The sequence below is a fragment of the Streptomyces sp. Pv4-95 genome (assembly GCF_045782725.1).
Taxonomy (GTDB): Bacteria; Actinomycetota; Actinomycetes; order Streptomycetales; family Streptomycetaceae; genus Streptomyces.
Genome location: NZ_CP127172.1, coordinates 5003160 through 5020964, shown reverse-complemented (window position 1 = coordinate 5020964; position 17805 = coordinate 5003160). Strand labels below are relative to the sequence as shown.

Sequence of the window (17805 nt, the reverse complement as noted above, 5' to 3'; positions counted from 1 at the left end):
GGGGAAGAAGCACCATGAGGGGGACGCACATGCCGGAGGGACCGGACACGAACGGCGGGACCGGGGCCCGGGTCACGGGGGATGCGGGGACAGACGACGCGGGGATCCCGCGCCACGAAGGGGCCGGTGGCGCCCCCCGGCCTTCGGGGTCAGCTCGCCGCCGCTACTGGCGGGCCGGGATACTGCGCGGCCGCATCGAGCTGCAACACCTCCTGCGCAACCCCAAGGAGATGAGCGGCCATCTGATCAACGTGGTCGTCGCGCTGGTGCTCGCCGGCACCATCCACAGTGACGTGCCCGGCACGCACGTCCCGCTCGCGCACCTGACGCTGGCCGGCTTCGCCGCGTATCTGCTGCTCCAGATCGGCCTGGTCAACCTCCCGCAGATCCTGGTGACCGAACGGGAGGAGGGCGCCCTGCTGCGGCTGCGCGCCACGCCCGGCGGGATACCGGCGTACCTCGTCGCCAAGTCGCTGCTGGTGGTGGTGATGGCGCTGGGCACTCTCGCGGTGCTGCTGGGCGCCGCCGCGCTGCTGGTGAACGGGCCGTTGCCGTACGAGCCCGCCGGCTGGCTGACCCTGCTGTGGGTCACCGCGCTCGGCCTGCTCGCGGTCGTGCCGCTGGGCGCGGCCATCGGCGCGGTGCTGCCCAATCCGCGCGAGGCACTGGCGCTGATCATGCTGCCGGTGATGGCGCTGCTGGTGACCTCGGGCGCGGTCTTCCCGCTCAGCTCGCTGCCCGTGGTGGTCCAGAAGGTGGCCTCGGTCTTCCCGCTCAAGTGGATGGCGCAAGGGCTGCGCTCGGCGCTGCTGCCGGACGCCGCCCGCGCCGCGGAGCCGGCCGGTTCCTGGGAGCTGCCGACGGTGGCGCTGGTCCTGACCGCGTGGGCCGTCCTCGGCTTCCTGCTCGCGGTGCCCCTGCTGCGCCGTGCCGCCCGCCGGGAGTCCGGCTCCCGACTGACCGAACGCCACCGCAAGGCGGTCCTGAGCGGTGCCCGGGCGGCGTAACGCCCCGCTCCCCGTCGGCCGGGCCCCGCAGCGCGGCCGGCTCGTCGGGACCCGCCGACGCCCGGCACCCGATGGCGCGACGCCCCCACCCAATGATGGAGTTGCCCCATGACTGGCTCCATGACCTTCACGGACCGAGACCGCGCCGTACAGGCAGCCGTCGCCGAGGGCCTGCTGGGCCCCGACGAGCCGGTGGCCGGGCTCCTGGACATCGTCGGGATCCGACGCTCGGCGAGGGAACTCCGCGCCGTTTTCGAGGAGTTCGCCGCCCCGGACACCCCGGTCCTGCACGCCTTCGCGGTGAAGGCCGCCTCGCTGGTGCCCGTCCTGCGGCTGCTGGCGCAGGAGGGGCTGGGCTGCGAGGTGGCCAGCCCCGGCGAGCTGGCGCTGGCCCGGGCCGCCGGGGTGCCGGCCACGGCTACGGTCCTGGACTCCCCCGCCAAGACCCCCGCCGAGCTGCGCGAGGCGCTGGCCCTGGGGATCGCCGTCAACGCCGACAACCGTGCGGAACTGGAGCGCATCGACGCCCTGATGGCCTCCGCGCCGAGCAGCGCGCCCATCGGGCTACGCGTCAATCCGCAGGTCGGCGGAGGCACCATCGGCGCGATGAGCACCGCGACCGACACCTCGAAGTTCGGTATCGCGCTGCGCGACGAGGGCGCCCACGACTGGGTCGTCAGGTCCTGCCTCGACCGCCCCTGGCTGACGCGGCTGCACGCCCATGTCGGCTCCCAGGGCATGCCCCTGGAGCTGATGGCCGAGGGGGTCCGGTCCCTGTTCGACCTCGCCGAGGAGATCAACGACAAGGCGGGACGCCGGCAGATCGACACCCTCGACATCGGCGGCGGCCTGCCGGTCAACTTCGCCTCGGACGACATGCGCCCGACCTACCGCGAGTACGCCGAGCTGCTGCGCTCCACCGTCCCCGGGCTGTTCTCCGGACGCTACGGCCTCGTCACCGAGTTCGGCCGCTCGCTGCTGGCCAAGCACGGCACGGTCCTCGCCCGCGTCGAGTACGCGAAGACGGCCGGCGGCCGCCCCATCGCGATCACCCACGCCGGTGCCCAGGTCGCCACCCGTACGGTCTTCGTGCCGGATGCCTGGCCGATCCGGGTCGCGGCCTACGACGGCGCGGGCCTGCCCAAGCCGGGTGCGCCGGTCGCGCAGGACATCGCGGGACCCTGCTGCTTCGCCGGCGATCTGGTCGCCGAGAACCGCTCGCTGCCCCGCCTGGAGTCCGGCGACCATGCCGCCCTGCTGGACACCGGCGCCTACTACTTCTCCACCCACTTCGCCTACAACTCGCTGCCCCGCCCGGGGATCTACGGCTACGCCGCGGACCCCGGCGGCGTCCGCTTCGCGACCATCCGCACACCGCAGACCCTGGAGGAACTCACCGCGGAGAGCGGCGGCGCCCACACCAACGCCCTGCACGACCTCGGATAGGGCTGCACCCCTACCCGCAACCCGCAACCCCTACCCGTAGCGGCTACCGCCGCGCCGCAGCAGCCGGCGTCGGGCGCACCGCGGCCGGCGTCCCCGTGCCGCGTGCGCCCCCGGGGGCGGCATCGCCGGCCGCCACCCCGGTGGTGAGGTATCCCCGGACGTCCTTGCCCGCGGCGCCGCCCCGGCCCGCGGACTCCGTGCGGACCCACAGCAGTGACTCGTGCGCCCGTTCCCAGCGGCCCAGCCACGACGCCTTGGCCCACAGCCCGAGCGCGGCGCCCGCCATCAGCAGCCCGCCGGCCGCGGGCAGGGCGAACGACGAGCCGACCGCCGCGACGAACGCGAGGAGCAGCCACCGGCGGTGCGCCCGCCGCCAGACCCGCAGGGTGACCGACCGGTCCTGAAGGATGACGGCCTTGCCGGCGCGGGACGCCTCGGCCGCCAGGCCCGTGTAGCGGCCCCGCCGGGCGGCGAACACCCCACATGCGGCGACGAGGCACAGCGCCGCCCCCGCCAGTACCCCGATCGTCCGCCCGGTCAGCCCCGGCACCAGCACCCCGATGCCCGCCGCCGCCAGTCCGGACCACCACAGCCAGCCGGCCGGTGCCCGCACGATGACCGCCACCCGTGCCAGCGCAATCGCTCCGCGCCCCACGTCAGACCTCCTCCAGCCGAGACGGCCGCGTCGCAGCAGCACGCGGCGTCAGTGGGTCACCTCTGTATCGGCGGCGGAGCGTAGCGGGGCAGGATGAGGATTTTCTGAGACCGGGCCGGGCCCCGGTCCCGCGCGCATGCCCCCTCGCACGGCGAAGAAGCAGCGCTGTCCACGACGGAGTGGCGCTCCGCTCACTCCACGAAGAGGCCCCGTTCCGCCGCCCTCGCGTCGAACTCCTCCAAGCGGGCCTGGGCGTCCGGCAGGCCGTCGCACATCGCTTCCAGCAGGACCCGGCCCAGCAGCATGGGCGCGCACACCGTGTCGAACGCCAGGCCGGTGCCGACCGGCGCCGGCAGCAGCAGGTCGGTGTGCTGGGCGACCGGGGCGAAAGCGCTGTCCGCGACGGTGACGACGGTCAGTCCTGCGGCGCGGGCGTACTCCAGGGCGTCGACGACCTCGCGCGGGTGGCGGGGCAGCGCGAAGCACAGCAGGACGCTCGCGCCGGCGCGTACCGCGGCGTCGATGCGGTCGGTGAGCATGGTGCCGCCCTCGTCGAGGAGGCGGACGTCGGGGTGGACCTTGCGGGCGAAGTAGACGAAGCCGCCGGCCTGGGCGGAGGCGGCGCGCAGACCGAGCACCGGCAGCGGCCGGGACGCGGCGAAGAGACGGCCGGCCCGGATGACGGGGGACGGGTCGGCGAGGACCGCGGAGAGGTGGCGGAGGTTCTCGATCTCGGCCTGGACCGCCTGCTGGTACTCGTTGTAGGCGCCGGTGCCACCGGGCCTCTCGGCGGGCGCGACCTCCCGCAGATGGCGTCGAAGCGCCGGGTAGCCGTCGAAGCCGAGGGCGACGGCGAAGCGGGTGACGGAGGGCTGGCTCACGCCGGCCAGGTCGGCCAGCTCGACGCTGGAGAGGAACGGCGCGTCCGCGGCCCGGCGCACCATGCAGTGCGCGATACGGCGCTGGGTGGGCGTCAGCCGGTGGCCCTCGAACAGCTTCTGGAGGCGGGCCGCCGGTCCGGTGACGTCCTCGGCCGCTGCTGCCTCCGGGGCCGGTGTGCCACCCGCGCCGCCCGGCGCCGGCACGCCGGAATCCCCCGCGGCGGCCGCGGGCGCTTCGTCGGCCGTACCGGTGTCGGGCCGCGTGCCGTCGGCCGGGCCGCCCTTGTCCCCGTCCCCGCTCATCGCCTCTTCTTCCCGGCCCGGTCGGGGGCCTTGTCGTGTGTCGACCGACTGTACGGAATTCCTGGGCCCCTCAGGTCCGGCGGACGCGTCAGGACCCGGCCGCGCGTCGGCTCCGTGGCGACGCGCCCGCCCCGCCACGGTCGGCCCGGCCGCGCCACCCACCGGACCGTCGGCGGTCACAGGTCCGCCAGCCGGTCGAGCAGCCCCGCCGCCACGGCCACGTCGTCGGTCAGCGGCCGGTCCTCCATCCGCGGGTCCAGCACCTCGGTGGCGAGGGCGTAGGCGGCGGCGACCGGCAGACCGGGCTCGGGTTCCAGCGACCGCATCCGCAACGCGCGTACGGCGGCGACGAGTTCGCAGGCCAGGACATGACGGTAGTGGGTGCAGGCACGCAGCGTCTGACGGGCGCCGAGGGAGGCGAAACTGGCCTGTTCCTCCACCCCGCGGGAGAGCACGGCGTGGCCGAGCGACGCCGGGTGGGAGACGGCGCGCATCTCGCCGAGCGCCGCACCGGCCGCGTATTCGAGGATCATCACGCCGGAGCTGGCCGGCGCGGCGTCCCCCAGGAACGGCCGCAGCCGGGTGAAGTCCGGCTCGGACAGGGCCGCGAGGCGGGCGGTGGACAGCCGGGCGGTCTGCAGGACCGCCAGCCGGAAGGTGTCCAGGGCGAGCGCGGCGTGCGCGGCGTAGAAGTTGCCGTGGTGGTAGGCGGCCTGGTCCTCGACGCTGATCAGCGGGTTCTCGGCGGCGGCGTTGAGGTCCACGGCCAGGACCTGTTCGAGGGTGTCGGCGGCGTCCAGCGCGGGACCGTGGATCTGCGGGATGCAGCGGAAGCCGTACGGGTCCTGGATGCGCCCCAGGGGTGGCGAGGGGCGGTCGGGGACACCGGAGAGGGTGCGCAGACGTGCCGCGGCGGCCGCCGAGCCCGGGTGCGGACGGGCCCGCATGACGGGTTCCGCGAACGGCTCGTAGGAGCCGCCGACGGCGAGGAGGGAGAGCGCGGCGACGGGGAGGGACGCGGCCAGGAGACGGCGCAGTTCGTCGAGGGCGAGCGCGGACTGGCCCAGCGTGAGCGCGTTGCTGCTGATCAGCGCAAGGGCGTCGTTGCTGTCGAGGGGGATGGCGGCAGGCGCGCGGCCGCCCGGCTCGCAGGCCCATGGGTGTTCGCCGGCGAGGGCCAGCCCGGTCTGCGCGAGGGCGGCGAGGTCGCCGGTGCCGACCGCGCCGAATTCGTTGACGACGGGATGCGCACCGCCGTCCAGGGCGCTCAGCAGTGCGGTGATGACGGCGGGGTGGAGGCCGGCGCCGCCCGCCAGCAGCTGGTTGGCGCGGACCACGAGCATGGCGCGGACCTCGCGGGCGGGCAGCGGGTCGCCAATGGCGCCGGCGTGGCTGCGCAGCAGGCGCAGGCCGTGTTCGGCATCGGCGGTCCCGACGTCCTCGGTGCGGTTGGCACCCACGCCGGTGCTGCGGCCGTAGACCCGTCCGGTGGCGGCGAGCCGGCGGGCGGTGTCCCAGGATTCCTCCGCATGGGCGAGTGCCTTGGGGTCGGGCGCGGCGGTGCGCGCGGTGCGCTCCGCGAGGGCGGCGACGTCGGCGGTGCCCAGCCCGTTGCCGTCGAGTGCGACGAGCCGCGCGGCCCGCCGACCGGCGTCCAGCATGTGGGATACCAAGGGGCTCAACTCCCTCTTATAGCGCGCTTTGTGGATGAAAATCCGACACCCAGGTCCGTACCGTGAACCGAAGTAACAGGCGATTAACACCAACCTATTGACTTCTATTCACGCGCCTAAGACTCTGCATGACGTTATACAGGCCGGGCAAGGGGCAGCGGATGATCAAGTTCGACGCAGTCAGCAAGCGATACCCGAACGGCACCACAGCCGTTGACGATCTGTCGCTGGACTTCCCCGAGGGCGGCGTCACCGTCCTCGTCGGATCCTCCGGATGCGGCAAGACGACCACCTTGCGGATGATCAACCGGATGGTCGACCCGACCTCCGGCACGATCAGCGTCGGCGGCCGGGACATCCTGGAAGCGGACGCCGCAGAACTGCGCCGCGGCATCGGCTACGTCATCCAGCAGTCCGGGCTGTTCCCGCACCGCACCATCCTCGACAACATCGCCACGGTCCCGCTCCTGCTCGGCTGGGGCCGCCGCAAGGCGCGCGCCCGCGCCGCCGAGCTGCTGGAGCTGGTGGGACTGCCCGCCGATTCCGGCAAGCGCTACCCGCACCAGCTCTCCGGCGGCCAGCAGCAGCGCGTCGGCGTCGCCCGCGCACTCGCCGCCGACCCGCCGGTCCTGCTCATGGACGAGCCGTTCGGCGCCGTCGACCCGGTCGTCCGCACCCAGTTGCAGAACGAACTGCTGCGCCTCCAGGAGGAGTTGCAGAAGACCGTCGTCTTCGTCACCCATGACATCGACGAGGCCGTCCGCCTCGGGGACCGCATCGCGGTCTTCCGCACCGGCGGACGGCTCGTCCAGTGCGCCGAGCCCGCCGAGCTGCTGGCCCGTCCCGCCGACGACTTCGTCGCCGGCTTCCTCGGCGCCGAGCGCGGGCTGAAGCTGCTGTCGCTGACCACCCTCGCCGACGTCCCCTGCACGCCCGGCGCCGCGGTACGCGCCGACGAGCCGGTCTCCCGGATCTCCCGCGCCGACGGCCGCTGGCGCCTGGTGACCGGACCGGGCGGGGAACCGCTGGGGTGGCTGGACACCGACGCACTGCCCGGCTCCGGGACGGCGGGCGAGGCCGCGCTGGAGCCCGTACGCCCGCTGCGCGACGAGGACTCCCTGCTCTCGGCGCTCAACGAAGCCGTCTCCTCGCCCGCCGCGGCCGTCGCCCGGGTCACCTCGGACGGCGCTTTCGCCGGGCTCACCTCCCGCGAGGCCGTCCACGACCGCGCCGGCCGCAGCCACGCCGAGGCGGGCAGGGCGGCGGCGAAGCCCCCCACGGCCGAAGCGGGCAACCCCGAAGCCGCCGACGCCACCGACGGCGCCGACACCCCCGATGACACCGCGACCGCCGAGGAAGCCGCCGACGCCACCGCCTCGGCCGGCAAGGGCGCCGAGGGCTCGGAGCGTCGCGCATGACCATCGAATGGGGCTGGTTCCCCGACCACGCGAGCGAGCTGGCCGTCCTCACCGCGGACCACCTCGCCACCGCCGTCCCGGCCGTGCTGATCGGCCTGTTGATCGCCCTGCCGCTGGCCGTCCTCGCCCACCGGGTACGCCCGCTGCGCGGTTTCGTCCTCGGCGCCTCCAACATCCTCTACACCATCCCCTCCCTCGCCTTCTTCGTGCTGCTCCTGCCGGTCACCGGCCTGACCCGCACCACCGCGATCGTCGGGCTGACCGCGTACACGCTGGTCGTGCTCGTGCGGAACACCGTCGAGGGCCTGGACGCGGTCCCGGCCAAGGCCCGCGAGGCGTCGACCGCGATGGGCACCAGGCCGCTGCGCACCCTGCTCACCGTCGAGCTGCCGCTCGCCCTCCCGGTGATCATGGCCGGGGTGCGGGTCGCCACGGTGATGTCCATCTCCCTGGTGAGCGTGGCCAGTTACATCGGCTACGGCGGCCTCGGCCAGCTCTTCACCGACGGCTTCCAGCGCAACTTCCCCACCCCGGTCGTCGCCGGCGTGGCCCTGACCCTGCTGCTCGCCCTGGTCGCCGACGCCCTGCTGGTGACCGTCCAGTGGCTGTGCACGCCCTGGCGGCGCGGCACCTCCGCCCAGCGCACCTCCAAGCCGCGGAAGCGAGCGTGAGACGACGATGCTCGAACTCCTGAAGAACCTCGCGTCCTGGCTGACCAGTTCCGCGCAGTGGGCGGGGCCGGAGGGCATCGCCGCCCGCCTCCTGGAGCACCTGGAGTACTCGGTGCTGGCCACCCTCGCCGCAGCCGTGCTGGCCCTGCCGATCGGCCTCCTCATCGGGCACACCGGCCGGGGCGCGTTCCTCGCCGTCAATGTCTCCTCCTTCGGCCGGGCGCTGCCCACCGTCGGCCTGGTCACCCTGGTCTTCCTCGCGGGCGGCCTGAGCGTCTGGCCGGTGTACGTGTCCCTGGTCGCGCTCGCCGTCCCGGTGATCATCACCAACACCTACGCGGGCATGGCCGCCGTCGACCCGGAGGTCAAGGACGCCGCGAAGGGCGTGGGGCTGCGCGGCCACCAGGTGCTGTGGCAGGTCGAACTCCCGCTGGCACTGCCGCTGATCATGACCGGCATCCGGCTCGCGACCGTGCAGGTCGTGGCCACCGCCACCATCGCCGCCTACGTCAGCTTCGGCGGACTCGGGCGCTACGTCTTCGACGGGCTCGCGCAGCGCGACCTGGTGCAGGTGCTGGGCGGCGCGGCCCTCGTCGCCGTGCTCGCCGTCATCGCCGACCTGGCCCTGGGCGGGCTGCAGCGGCTGCTGTTCCGCGGCCGCCCCGCCGCCGCCCGCTGACCGCACCGCCCGCGCCCTCGCCGCCCCCTCCCGTACGGACCCAGGAGTCCCGATGAACCGCCGCACCCCGGTGAACCCCACACCCCGGTCCCCCATGACCCGCCGTACCGCACTGACCGCCCTGCTCGCCGGCGCCTCCGTCCCGCTGCTGGGCGCCTGTTCCTCCGGCATCACCTCCCTCAAGGGGTCGGGTGCCGGCGGCGACAGCGGCAACAGCAGCGGCGGCCTGACCATCGGCACCGCCAACTTCACCGAGAACCAGATCCTCGGCCACCTCTACGCGGGCGTGCTGAACGCCGCCGGGGTCAAGACCACCGTCAAGCCCAACCTCGGCTCCCGCGAGATCGTCGTGCCGGCCCTGCGCTCCGGCGACATCGACCTGCTCCCCGAATACCAGGGCAGCCTGCTGCTCTACCTCGACGACAAGGCCACCGAGACCGAGGCGGGCGCGATGCAGAACGCGCTGGCCACCGTGGTGCCGAACGGGCTGGAGATCCTCCCGTACGCCGCCGCGGAGGACCGCGACAGCTTCGCCGTCACCCGCGAGACCGCCGAACGCTACGGGCTGAAGTCGCTCACCGACCTGAAGAAGGTGAACGGCAAGCTGGTGTTCGGCGCCGCCCCGGAGATGAAGAAGCGGGTCGTCGGGGTGGTCGGCCTCAAGGACCGGTACGGCGTGGAGTTCAAGGAGTTCAAGTCGCTGGACTCCTCAGGACCGCTGGTCAAGGGCGCCCTGAAGAAGGGCGACATCGACGTCGGCAATGTCTTCACCACCGACGTCGACATCGCGGAGAACCGCTGGGTGCTGCTCGCCGACCCCCAGCACCTCATCCCCGCCCAGCACATCGTCCCGCTGATCGCCTCCCGCAAGGCCGACTCCACCGTCCGCAAGGCGCTCGCCCGCCTCGGCAACGCCCTCACCACGAGCCACCTGACCGAGCTCAACCGCCAGGTGGACAAGGAGAAGCAGGACCCGGACCGGGTGGCCGAGGCCTGGCTGAAGAAGCACCACCTGAGCTGACCGCACCGCACCCCCGCGCCCCGAGCACCGGCTGCCGTGCCTTCGGTGCTCTGCTCCGGCGCCCGCTGCCCGCTGCCCGGCCAGGAGACGGCGAAGTCCCTCGTGCGTCTTCCGGCGGGCGGCTCGGGTTCCGGGACATCCATGGGCCGCGGCCGACCCGATGACTTTGCCCGTCCCGGACGGTCTTCCTTACAGGCGCTGCCCTCCCCGCGGCACGCACGCCACGACTGGAGGCCGACCGTGCCCACCCCGTACGAGCCACCGGAGCCCGGCACGGGACACGTACGGCCGCCGGCCGGCCCGCACCCGGCCCTTCGCCCCACGGGCCCCTCGATCCCGGCGGCGGAGATCCCCACGCTCCAGCGCCGGCTGCGCGCGCTCCTGCGCGACCGCCCGCCGGCCGCGGTCCTCTGCGACGTCCGGGCCCTGGTCGCACCCGACGCCCCGACCGTCGAGGCACTGCTCCGGCTCCAGCTCACCGCCCGCCGGCACGGCCACCACCTGCGGCTGCGGCACGTCCCCGAAGCACTCGGCCTCCTGCTGGCCCTGACCGGCCTCTGCGAGGTGCTGCCCACCGACGCGACGGACCCGTCGGACCCGTCGGACGCAGCCGACCGCTGAAGGGACGTCTCGCGGTCAGCCCGCGTACCGCGGCGGCAGTCCGAACAGCGGGAACAGCCGGTCGGTGTCGAGGAAGGAATGGAGCCCGGTGATCCGCCCGCCGGCCATCTCGATGACCTGGATCGCCCACGGCGTGCCGTCCCCGCGGTACTGCCCGAACGCCGGCCGGCCGTTCGCCGAGAGGGGCACCAGATGGGATCCCCGGCAGCCGTGGCCCGGCCCGAGCATCCACTTCACGACGTCCTCGCGGCCGCGCAGCCACAGCTCGTACGGCGGCATCGACAGCGTCGAGTCCTCGTGCAGGACGGCGGTGAGTGCCTCCATGTCGAAGCGCTCGAAGGCGTCGACATACCGCTTGAGCAGTTCCTGCTCCGCCTCGCCCAGCGGCTCCGCCGGTTCGGTCGCGGTGTCCGCGGACGCGGCGAGCGTGGCACGGGCCCGCTGCAGGGCGCTGTTGACCGAGGCGACGGAACTGCCGAGCAGTTCTGCGACCTCGCTCGCCGACCAGCTGAGCACCTCGCGCAGGATCAGCACCGCCCGCTGCCGGGGCGCCAGCCGCTGCAGTGCCGAGACGAACGCGAGCCGGATCGACTCCCGGGCGACGGCCGCCTCGGCCGGGTCCTCGGCACCGGTCAGCACCCGGCCGTCCGGCATCGGGCCGATCCAGGTGGCCTCGGGGAGTCCCGTACCGACGGGGGTGTCCACGCTCGCGGGGGACGCCAGGTCCATCGGCCGTGCCCGCCGGCTGCTGCCCTTGAGCAGGTCCAGGCAGACGTTCGTTGCGATCCGGTACAGCCAGGACCGCAGCGAGGACCGCCCCTCGAACCTGTCGTGGCTCCGCCAGGCCCGCACCATGGTCTCCTGCACGGCGTCCTCGGCCTCGAAGGCCGACCCGAGCATGCGGTAGCAGTAGCCGGTCAGCTCCGTACGGTGCGTTTCGAGCCGGTCCGCCAGATCCCCTGCCGCCGGCGCGGACCGCACGTCCGCCTCGACCGTGACATCGCTGGTTGCTGACCGCTTCATCGAGGACCGCCCCTCACCCGTCGGCCGACCGCCCGGCACGCGTGGCTCGACGCTACCGGAGCGCCCGGCACCAGTCTCCTCCTTCCGCGGAAGGTTCGCAGCGAGAGCCCGGGGCGCCCTCGGGCCACGGCTCCCGACCGGGGCCGGCCGGCAGCGCCGCCGCCCGCACCGCGCGCCGTCAGCCCGGCGCCCGGACCGCCGATCCCCGCTCGGAGAGCCGGGGGGCGCACAGGATGCGCTTGCGGCGGACGCGGCGGCCCTCGATGGCCGCGACCGCCAGCCGCCCGGCCTCCTTGGCGATGTCGGCCAGCCCCCAGTCGAGGGTGGTCAGCGGCGGGGTGAGGACACGGGAGACGGGGTGATCGTCGAAGCCGACGACGGAGAGGTCCCGGCCGACGGCCAGGGACGCCTCGGCGGCCGCGGCGTAGACGCCGTAGGCGATGGAGTCGGAGAAGCAGAAGACGGCCGTGGGGGCGGTCTCCCCGGCGTGTCCCGCGCCGGTCAGGACCCGGCGGGCGACTGCCGTCGCCTCGCCCAACTCCTGTGCGCAGGGCAGCACTTCGACGCCGATGCCGAGCCGGTCGGCGGCCTCGCGCACATACACGTCGGCGGGGCGGTCGGGGGTCGAGGGGCCGGTCGGGGTCAGCACCGTGACACGGCGGTGGCCCAGGCCGCGGAGGTAGTCCAGGACCGCGTCGATCCCGGCGCGGTTGTCGAAGAGCACCTCGCCCGCCGTCCTGGCCCGGCTCAGCGCGTCACCGATGGACACCACCGGCACCGCGTCGGCGATCTGCGCCCACCCCTCCGCCGAGGGGTCGACCGGCGACACCAGCAGGCCGTCCACGCGCTGGTCGCGCAGCTGCTTGGCGAGGGCCAGTTCGCGTACCGGGTCACCGCCCGCGTCCAGGATCAGCGCGTAGCGGTCACCGGCCAGCAGCTCGCGGCCTATCGCGGCCATCAGCTGCTGCTGCCAGAGGTCCTGCAGATCGCCCGCCAGGACGCCGACCATGCTCGTGCGGCCGCTGGCGAGGGCGCGGGCGATCGGGTCGGCTTCGTAGCCGAGCTCGGCGGCGGCCTTGCGCACCCGCTCCTCGGTCTCCTTGGAGACGTGCTTGCCACGCAGTGCGTAGGAGACGGCCGCGGTGGAGAGTCCGGTGGCCTCGGCCACCTCGCGGAGGGTGGTGCGCTTATTGGGCCTGGCCATGACCGGAAGCCTACCCAAGGCGGCGGCCCCGGCCGTGCCAAGAACGGCCGCGGCCTTGACAGCCCTTCGTGTTAACCGCTTCACTTAAACGCATCAGTGAAGCGGTTAACCAGGCGCCGCGCGACCCGCGCACGGCCGAGCCGTCGCCCCTCGCACCCCGACCGGTGGCGCCCGCCCCGGCCCCACGGCCACGCCCACCGCCACCAGCCCTCTCCGCCCCCGCCCCGAGGAAGGCCCCGTGCCCACCGACGTTCACCAGCACCTCTGGCCGCCCGAGTTCCTCGCGCTGCTGCGCGCCCGCAGCACCCCGCCCCTGCTCGACGGCTGGACCCTGCACCTGCCCGGTGAACCGCCGTACGCCGTGGACCCCGCCGACCACGACATCGCGGCCCGCGCCCGATTGGCCCGCGCGGACGGCCTCGATCTGGCGCTGGTCTCGCTCTCCAGCCCGCTCGGCATCGAATATCTGCCGCCGCGGGAGGCCGCACCGCTCCTCGCCGCCTTCCACGACGGCGCGCTGGACCTGCCCGCCCCGTTCGGCGTCTGGGCCACCCCGTGCCTGTCCACCACCGAGCCGGACACCGGGAGTGTGCGGCGTGAGCTGGAACGCGGCTGCGTGGGGCTGCAGTTGCCGGCCACCGCCCTGCTCGACGCGGCCGGGTGGGCGCGCTGCGCGCCACTCCTCGATGTCGCTGCCGCCCTCGGCAAGCCCCTGTTCATCCACCCCGGCGCGGCCCCGCCCGCCGAGGAATCCGCCCCCGCCTGGTGGCCCGCGCTGGTGCCGTACGTGCAGCAGCTGCACGCCTCCTGGTTCGCCTTCCGCGCCTTCGGCCGGCCGCACCACCCGGACCTGCGGGTCTGCTTCGCCGCGCTCGCGGGCCTCGCGCCGCTGCACGGCGAGCGGCTGGTCGCCCGCGGCGGCGGCCGGGACCGCGGCCGGGTCGACCACCACGCCTTCTACGAGACCTCTTCCTACGGGACCCGCGCGGTCGACGCGCTCGTCCGGGCCGTCGGCATCGATGTCGTCGTCACCGGCAGCGACCGTCCCTACGCCCGGCCCGTCCTGCCCGACCTCGGCGCGGACGCCGCCGTCCACGCCCTGCGCACCGCCAACCCGGCCCGCCTGCTGGGCCCGACGAAAGGAGTCCGTCCATGACGTACCGCACCTCCCAGGCCGACGCCGAGGCGCGGGCGCGGGCCGAGGAGCCGTTCCACGCGCTGCCCGAGCGCGACCTCGACAAGCGCGAGCTGCGCACCCTGGTCGACTCGCTCGCCGCCCGCCCCGACCTGTGGCGCGAGCAGGTCGCGTTCTCCGACACCGAGCGCCACTTCGCGTCCGTCCACCGCGACGAGTACGTCGACGTCTGGCTGCTGTGCTGGACCCGGCAGAACGACACCGGCTGGCACGACCACGACGTCTCCTCCGGGGCGGTCCGGGTCGTCCAGGGCGTCCTGACCGAGTCCAACCCGCGGATCGGCGGCGAGCACCTGGCCACCGCCGTCGGCGCCGGCTCGTCGTTCTGCTTCGGCCCGGACCACATCCACCGGCTCACCGGCGCCACCGACGACGCCGTCTCGGTGCACGCCTACTCACCGCCGCTGTGGCGCCTGGGGCAGTACGACATCACCGAGGACGGGCTGATGCGCCGGATCTCGGTCTCGTACGCGGACGAGCTGCGGCCGATGGACGCCCCCGCGGCCTGACGATCCCGGCCGCGCGCGGTTCCCGCCACGCGCGGCCCGGCAGATCCCACCACGCGCGGCCCAGCGGTTTCCGGCAGACCCCGAGACAGCTCCCCTGCCCGGGAGCAGACCGTTCCCGCCCGCCCGGAGGCGCCGGTTACCAGTATTTAACCCCCACCTATTGACCTTCCATTCATCCGAAGCGATTCTGCATGGACTCATACAGGCAGCTCGTGCGCATGCCTGTCCCGAACCTCATGCACCGGCGGCGGAAGAGGCGGCACCTATGGCAGGCGTGGTGGAACAGCGCTCGATCGACGTCGTCCCGGACGACGAACGGCACGGCAGCGCCTTCAGCCAGTTCACCCTCTGGCTCGGCGCCAACCTCCAGATCACCGCCGTCATCACCGGCGCCCTGGCCGTCGTCTTCGGGGCGAACGCCTTCTGGTCGGTGATCGGGCTGCTCCTCGGCAACCTCCTGGGCGGCGCGGTGATGGCCCTGCACTCCGCGCAGGGCCCCCGCCTGGGACTGCCGCAGATGATCACCTCGCGGGCGCAGTTCGGCGTGCGCGGCGCGGTGGTACCGCTCGCCCTGGTCATCGTGATGTACATCGGGTTCTTCGCCAGCGGCAGCGTGCTGGCCGGCCAGGCGGTCGGGGAGCTGACCCACCTCGGCGAGACGCCCGGCATCATCCTCTTCGCGGCCGTCACCGCCTTCGCGGCCGCCGTCGGCTACCGCCTCATCCACACCCTCGGCAAGATCGCCGGTCTGGTCTGCGCGGTCGCCTTCGTCTACCTCGGCATCCGCCTGACGCAGCGCGCCGACCTCGCCGACCTCCTGCACGACCGCGACTTCGGGCTGCCGGTCTTCCTGCTCGCCGTCTCGCTGTCGGCGTCCTGGCAGCTGGCCTTCGGCCCGTACGTCGCCGACTACTCGCGCTACCTGCCCCGCCGCACCTCGGCACGCGCCACCTTCTGGTGGACGCTGTCCGGCTCGGTGCTCGGCTCGCAGTGGTCGATGACGTTCGGTGCGCTGGCCGCCGCCGCGGCGCCCGCCGCGTTCGTGGGGCACGAGGTCGGCTACATCGTCGGCCTGGGCGGCGTCGGGCTGATCGCTTCGCTGCTCTACTTCGTCATCGCTCTGGGCAAGCTCACCATCAACATCCTCAACACCTACGGCGGCTTCATGTCGCTGGTCACCAGCGTCAGCGGCTTCCGCGGCCAGCGCACGCTCTCCGCCCGTGGCCGGTCCCTCTACATCGCGGGAATCATGGTGGCCGGGACCGCCGTCGCCCTCCTCGGCAAGGACTCCTTCCTCACCTCGTTCAAGGACTTCCTGCTGTTCCTGCTGACCTTCTTCACCCCTTGGTCGGCGGTCAACCTGGTCGACTACTACCTGATCTCCAAGGAGCGGTACGACATCCCCGCGCTCAGCGACCCCGCGGGCCGCTACGGCGCCTGGAACGTCCGCGCACTGGCCGTCTACGGCCTCGGGGTGCTCGCCCAGCTCCCCTTCCTCACCACGCACTTCTACACCGGCCCGCTGGTGGCCCCGCTCGGCGGCGCCGACATCTCCTGGCTGGTCGGACTCGCCGTGCCGGCTGTCCTCTACTGGGCCGTCGCCCACCGCGACACCGCCCGCGTCCCGGACTCCACCGTCCGCGAGGAGCAGCGGACCCCGGCCGGCTAGCGGCGCCGTTCACCCGGGGGCGCGAGTGCGGGGAGACCCTTCGGGAACCTGACGGACGCGCAACCGCGGTCCCGGCAACGGAACCGACGGCGCGTCAGGAGAAAGGTGTTGCGGGGACCGCCGCACCCCGGCTGAGCCGGGGGCGGGACGACGGCGGTCCCCGCAAGGGACGCGACCCGGGTCAGGGCCGGTCGTCGCATCCTGGCGACCGTGGAAGTCCGGGAGCCGCTCCGGAGGTCCGTATCGCCTGGTCACCAATGTGCAGGACGAGTGTTAAGCCCGTGCTGCGAGCACGTGACGCATACGTACACCTTGCGGCGACCGCCCGTTCCCTGACGGCCACTTGACGCCGTGACGGCCCTGCCGGGCCGCCGCCGCAAGGGCCGCCGACGCGCCCAGCCCGCTAGTGGGCCACCGCGCGCGCCAGATAGGCCAGCAGGTCCTGCCTGCTGACCACGCCGGTCGGCTTGCCGTCGACGAGCACGATCGCCGCGTCGGCGCCCTCCAGGACGGCCATCAGGTCGGCGACCGGCTCGCCCGAGCCGACCTGCGGCAGCGGCGGGCACATGTGCTTCTCCAGCGGGTCGTCGAGGGACGCGCTCTTCGTGAAGAGCGCGTCGAGCAGTTCCCGCTCGACGACCGAGCCGACGACCTCGGCGGCCATCACATCGGGGTGCCCGGCGCCCGGCTTGACGATCGGCATCTGCGAGACGCCGTACTCGCGCAGTACGTCGATCGCCTCGCCGACGGTCTCCTCCGGGTGCATGTGCACCAGCGAGGGCAGGGCGCCCTCCTTGTGCTTGAGCACCTCGCCGACGCGGGCCGCGGTGCCGCTCTCCTCCAGGAAGCCGTAGTCCGCCATCCACTCGTCGTTGAAGATCTTCGAGAGATAGCCGCGGCCGCTGTCCGGCAGCAGCACGACCACGACATCGTCCGGCCCGAGCCGCGAGGCGACCTCCAGGCCGGCCACCACTGCCATCCCGCAGGAGCCGCCGACCAGCAGGCCCTCCTCCTTGGCGAGCCGCCGTGTCATCTGGAAGGCGTCCTTGTCGGAGACCGCCACGATCTCGTCCGCGACCGTACGGTCGTAGGCGGACGGCCAGAAGTCCTCGCCGACACCCTCGATGAGGTACGGACGCCCGGAGCCGCCGCTGTAGACCGACCCCTCCGGGTCGGCCCCGATGACCTGCACCCGGCCCTCACTCGCGTCCTTGAGGTACCGGCCGGTCCCGCTGATCGTGCCGCCCGTGCCGACACCGGTCACGAAGTGGGTGATCCGCCCGTCCGTCTGCTCCCAGAGCTCCGGCCCGGTCGTCTCGTAGTGCGAGCGCGGATTGTTGGGGTTGCTGTACTGGTCGGGCTTCCAGGCACCGGGCGTCTCGCGCACCAGCCGGTCCGAGACGTTGTAGTAGGAGTCCGGGTGCTCGGGGTCCACGGCCGTCGGGCAGACGACCACCTCCGCGCCGTAGGCCCGCAACACATTGATCTTGTCCGTCGACACCTTGTCAGGGCAGACGAAGATGCACTTGTAACCCTTTTGCTGGGCGACGATCGCGAGTCCTACGCCGGTGTTCCCGGACGTCGGCTCGACAATGGTGCCGCCGGGCTGCAACTCACCCGACTGCTCGGCGGCCTCGATCATGCGCACCGCGATGCGGTCCTTGACCGAACCGCCGGGGTTGAAGTACTCGACCTTCACCAGGACGGTGGCCTGGATCCCTCGGGTGACGTTGTTGAGCCGCACGAGCGGGGTGTTGCCGACTAGCTCAATCATCGATTCGTAAAACTGCACGGTGGTCTCCGCGGTCGGGGGCACGCTGTCCTGCGCCC

General features: G+C 73.4%; 16 protein-coding genes. 10 read left to right on the top strand and 6 right to left on the bottom strand.

Features of this window, described 5'->3' with window-relative positions:
• Positions 1-29 precede the first annotated feature (29 nt).
• Positions 30-1007: an ABC transporter permease gene (locus QOM21_RS22035; RefSeq protein ID WP_407552518.1), complete on the top strand. Its 978-nt coding sequence runs from the start codon at positions 30-32 to the stop codon at positions 1005-1007.
• Positions 1008-1127: 120 nt separating this feature from the next.
• Positions 1128-2453 (top strand): diaminopimelate decarboxylase, encoded by a 1326-nt coding sequence (locus QOM21_RS22030; RefSeq protein WP_407555755.1) that lies wholly within the window; start codon positions 1128-1130, stop codon positions 2451-2453.
• A 43-nt stretch (positions 2454-2496) separates the two neighbouring features.
• On the opposite strand, the gene QOM21_RS22025 is transcribed toward QOM21_RS22030, so the two are convergent.
• From QOM21_RS22025 to QOM21_RS22015, 3 genes are all read right to left on the bottom strand, one after another.
• Positions 2497-3108: a hypothetical protein gene (locus QOM21_RS22025; protein ID WP_407552516.1), complete on the bottom strand. Its 612-nt coding sequence runs from the start codon at positions 3106-3108 to the stop codon at positions 2497-2499.
• Positions 3109-3299: 191 nt separating this feature from the next.
• The gene (locus QOM21_RS22020; protein WP_407552514.1) at positions 3300-4292 is read right to left on the bottom strand and encodes a MurR/RpiR family transcriptional regulator; all 993 of its coding nucleotides are present in this window, start codon (positions 4290-4292) and stop codon (positions 3300-3302) included.
• Between the two features lie 176 nt (positions 4293-4468).
• On the bottom strand, positions 4469-5953 hold the full coding sequence (locus QOM21_RS22015) for an aromatic amino acid ammonia-lyase (protein ID WP_407555754.1): 1485 nt from the start codon (positions 5951-5953) through the stop codon (positions 4469-4471).
• Positions 5954-6126: 173 nt separating this feature from the next.
• On the opposite strand from QOM21_RS22015, the gene QOM21_RS22010 reads away from it, so the two are divergent.
• From QOM21_RS22010 to QOM21_RS21990, 5 genes are all read left to right on the top strand, one after another.
• Positions 6127-7383 (top strand): ABC transporter ATP-binding protein, encoded by a 1257-nt coding sequence (locus QOM21_RS22010; protein WP_407552513.1) that lies wholly within the window; start codon positions 6127-6129, stop codon positions 7381-7383.
• Positions 7380-8054: an ABC transporter permease gene (locus tag QOM21_RS22005; protein ID WP_407552512.1), complete on the top strand. Its 675-nt coding sequence runs from the start codon at positions 7380-7382 to the stop codon at positions 8052-8054. Before QOM21_RS22010 ends, QOM21_RS22005 begins: the two co-directional genes overlap by 4 nt.
• 7 nt (positions 8055-8061) lie before the next feature.
• Positions 8062-8733, top strand: coding sequence for an ABC transporter permease (locus QOM21_RS22000; RefSeq protein WP_407552511.1), 672 nt, complete (start codon positions 8062-8064; stop codon positions 8731-8733).
• 94 nt (positions 8734-8827) lie between these two features.
• Positions 8828-9754 carry an ABC transporter substrate-binding protein gene (locus tag QOM21_RS21995; RefSeq protein WP_407555753.1) on the top strand — a complete coding sequence of 309 codons (927 nt, stop codon included), beginning with the start codon at positions 8828-8830 and terminating at the stop codon, positions 9752-9754.
• Positions 9755-9994: 240 nt separating this feature from the next.
• Positions 9995-10375 carry an STAS domain-containing protein gene (locus QOM21_RS21990; RefSeq protein WP_407552510.1) on the top strand — a complete coding sequence of 127 codons (381 nt, stop codon included), beginning with the start codon at positions 9995-9997 and terminating at the stop codon, positions 10373-10375.
• 15 nt (positions 10376-10390) lie between these two features.
• Here QOM21_RS21990 and QOM21_RS21985 read toward each other — a convergent pair whose 3' ends face one another.
• Both QOM21_RS21985 and QOM21_RS21980 read right to left on the bottom strand, forming a co-directional pair.
• Entirely contained in the window at positions 10391-11398 is a 1008-nt protein-coding gene (locus QOM21_RS21985) for a sigma-70 family RNA polymerase sigma factor (protein ID WP_407552508.1), read from the bottom strand.
• A 178-nt stretch (positions 11399-11576) separates the two neighbouring features.
• On the bottom strand, positions 11577-12602 hold the full coding sequence (locus tag QOM21_RS21980; protein ID WP_407552506.1) for a LacI family DNA-binding transcriptional regulator: 1026 nt from the start codon (positions 12600-12602) through the stop codon (positions 11577-11579).
• 238 nt (positions 12603-12840) lie between these two features.
• On the opposite strand from QOM21_RS21980, the gene QOM21_RS21975 reads away from it, so the two are divergent.
• From QOM21_RS21975 to QOM21_RS21965, 3 genes are all read left to right on the top strand, one after another.
• Entirely contained in the window at positions 12841-13758 is a 918-nt protein-coding gene (locus QOM21_RS21975) for an amidohydrolase (protein ID WP_407552505.1), read from the top strand.
• A complete protein-coding gene (locus QOM21_RS21970) occupies positions 13755-14306 on the top strand; it encodes a cysteine dioxygenase (protein ID WP_407552503.1) in 552 nt (183 codons plus the stop codon). The genes QOM21_RS21975 and QOM21_RS21970 overlap by 4 nt, the downstream gene beginning before the upstream one ends.
• A gap of 265 nt (positions 14307-14571) precedes the next feature.
• The gene (locus QOM21_RS21965; RefSeq protein WP_407552501.1) at positions 14572-15975 is read left to right on the top strand and encodes a purine-cytosine permease family protein; all 1404 of its coding nucleotides are present in this window, start codon (positions 14572-14574) and stop codon (positions 15973-15975) included.
• Between the two features lie 403 nt (positions 15976-16378).
• On the opposite strand, the gene QOM21_RS21960 is transcribed toward QOM21_RS21965, so the two are convergent.
• The gene (locus tag QOM21_RS21960) at positions 16379-17767 is read right to left on the bottom strand and encodes a cystathionine beta-synthase (protein ID WP_407552500.1); all 1389 of its coding nucleotides are present in this window, start codon (positions 17765-17767) and stop codon (positions 16379-16381) included.
• Positions 17768-17805: the final 38 nt, after the last annotated feature.

What these genes read in the sequence shown, in the direction of transcription:
- QOM21_RS22035 (WP_407552518.1), top strand. Translation starts at nt 30, where the DNA reads ATGCCGGAGGGACCGGACACGAACGGCGGGACCGGGGCCCGGGTCACG.
- QOM21_RS22030 (WP_407555755.1), top strand. Translation starts at nt 1,128, where the DNA reads ATGACCTTCACGGACCGAGACCGCGCCGTACAGGCAGCCGTCGCCGAG.
- QOM21_RS22020 (WP_407552514.1), bottom strand. Translation starts at nt 4,292, where the DNA reads ATGAGCGGGGACGGGGACAAGGGCGGCCCGGCCGACGGCACGCGGCCC.
- QOM21_RS22015 (WP_407555754.1), bottom strand. Translation starts at nt 5,953, where the DNA reads ATGCTGGACGCCGGTCGGCGGGCCGCGCGGCTCGTCGCACTCGACGGC.
- QOM21_RS22010 (WP_407552513.1), top strand. Translation starts at nt 6,127, where the DNA reads ATGATCAAGTTCGACGCAGTCAGCAAGCGATACCCGAACGGCACCACA.
- QOM21_RS22005 (WP_407552512.1), top strand. Translation starts at nt 7,380, where the DNA reads ATGACCATCGAATGGGGCTGGTTCCCCGACCACGCGAGCGAGCTGGCC.
- QOM21_RS22000 (WP_407552511.1), top strand. Translation starts at nt 8,062, where the DNA reads ATGCTCGAACTCCTGAAGAACCTCGCGTCCTGGCTGACCAGTTCCGCG.
- QOM21_RS21995 (WP_407555753.1), top strand. Translation starts at nt 8,828, where the DNA reads ATGACCCGCCGTACCGCACTGACCGCCCTGCTCGCCGGCGCCTCCGTC.
- QOM21_RS21985 (WP_407552508.1), bottom strand. Translation starts at nt 11,398, where the DNA reads ATGAAGCGGTCAGCAACCAGCGATGTCACGGTCGAGGCGGACGTGCGG.
- QOM21_RS21980 (WP_407552506.1), bottom strand. Translation starts at nt 12,602, where the DNA reads ATGGCCAGGCCCAATAAGCGCACCACCCTCCGCGAGGTGGCCGAGGCC.
- QOM21_RS21970 (WP_407552503.1), top strand. Translation starts at nt 13,755, where the DNA reads ATGACGTACCGCACCTCCCAGGCCGACGCCGAGGCGCGGGCGCGGGCC.
- QOM21_RS21965 (WP_407552501.1), top strand. Translation starts at nt 14,572, where the DNA reads ATGGCAGGCGTGGTGGAACAGCGCTCGATCGACGTCGTCCCGGACGAC.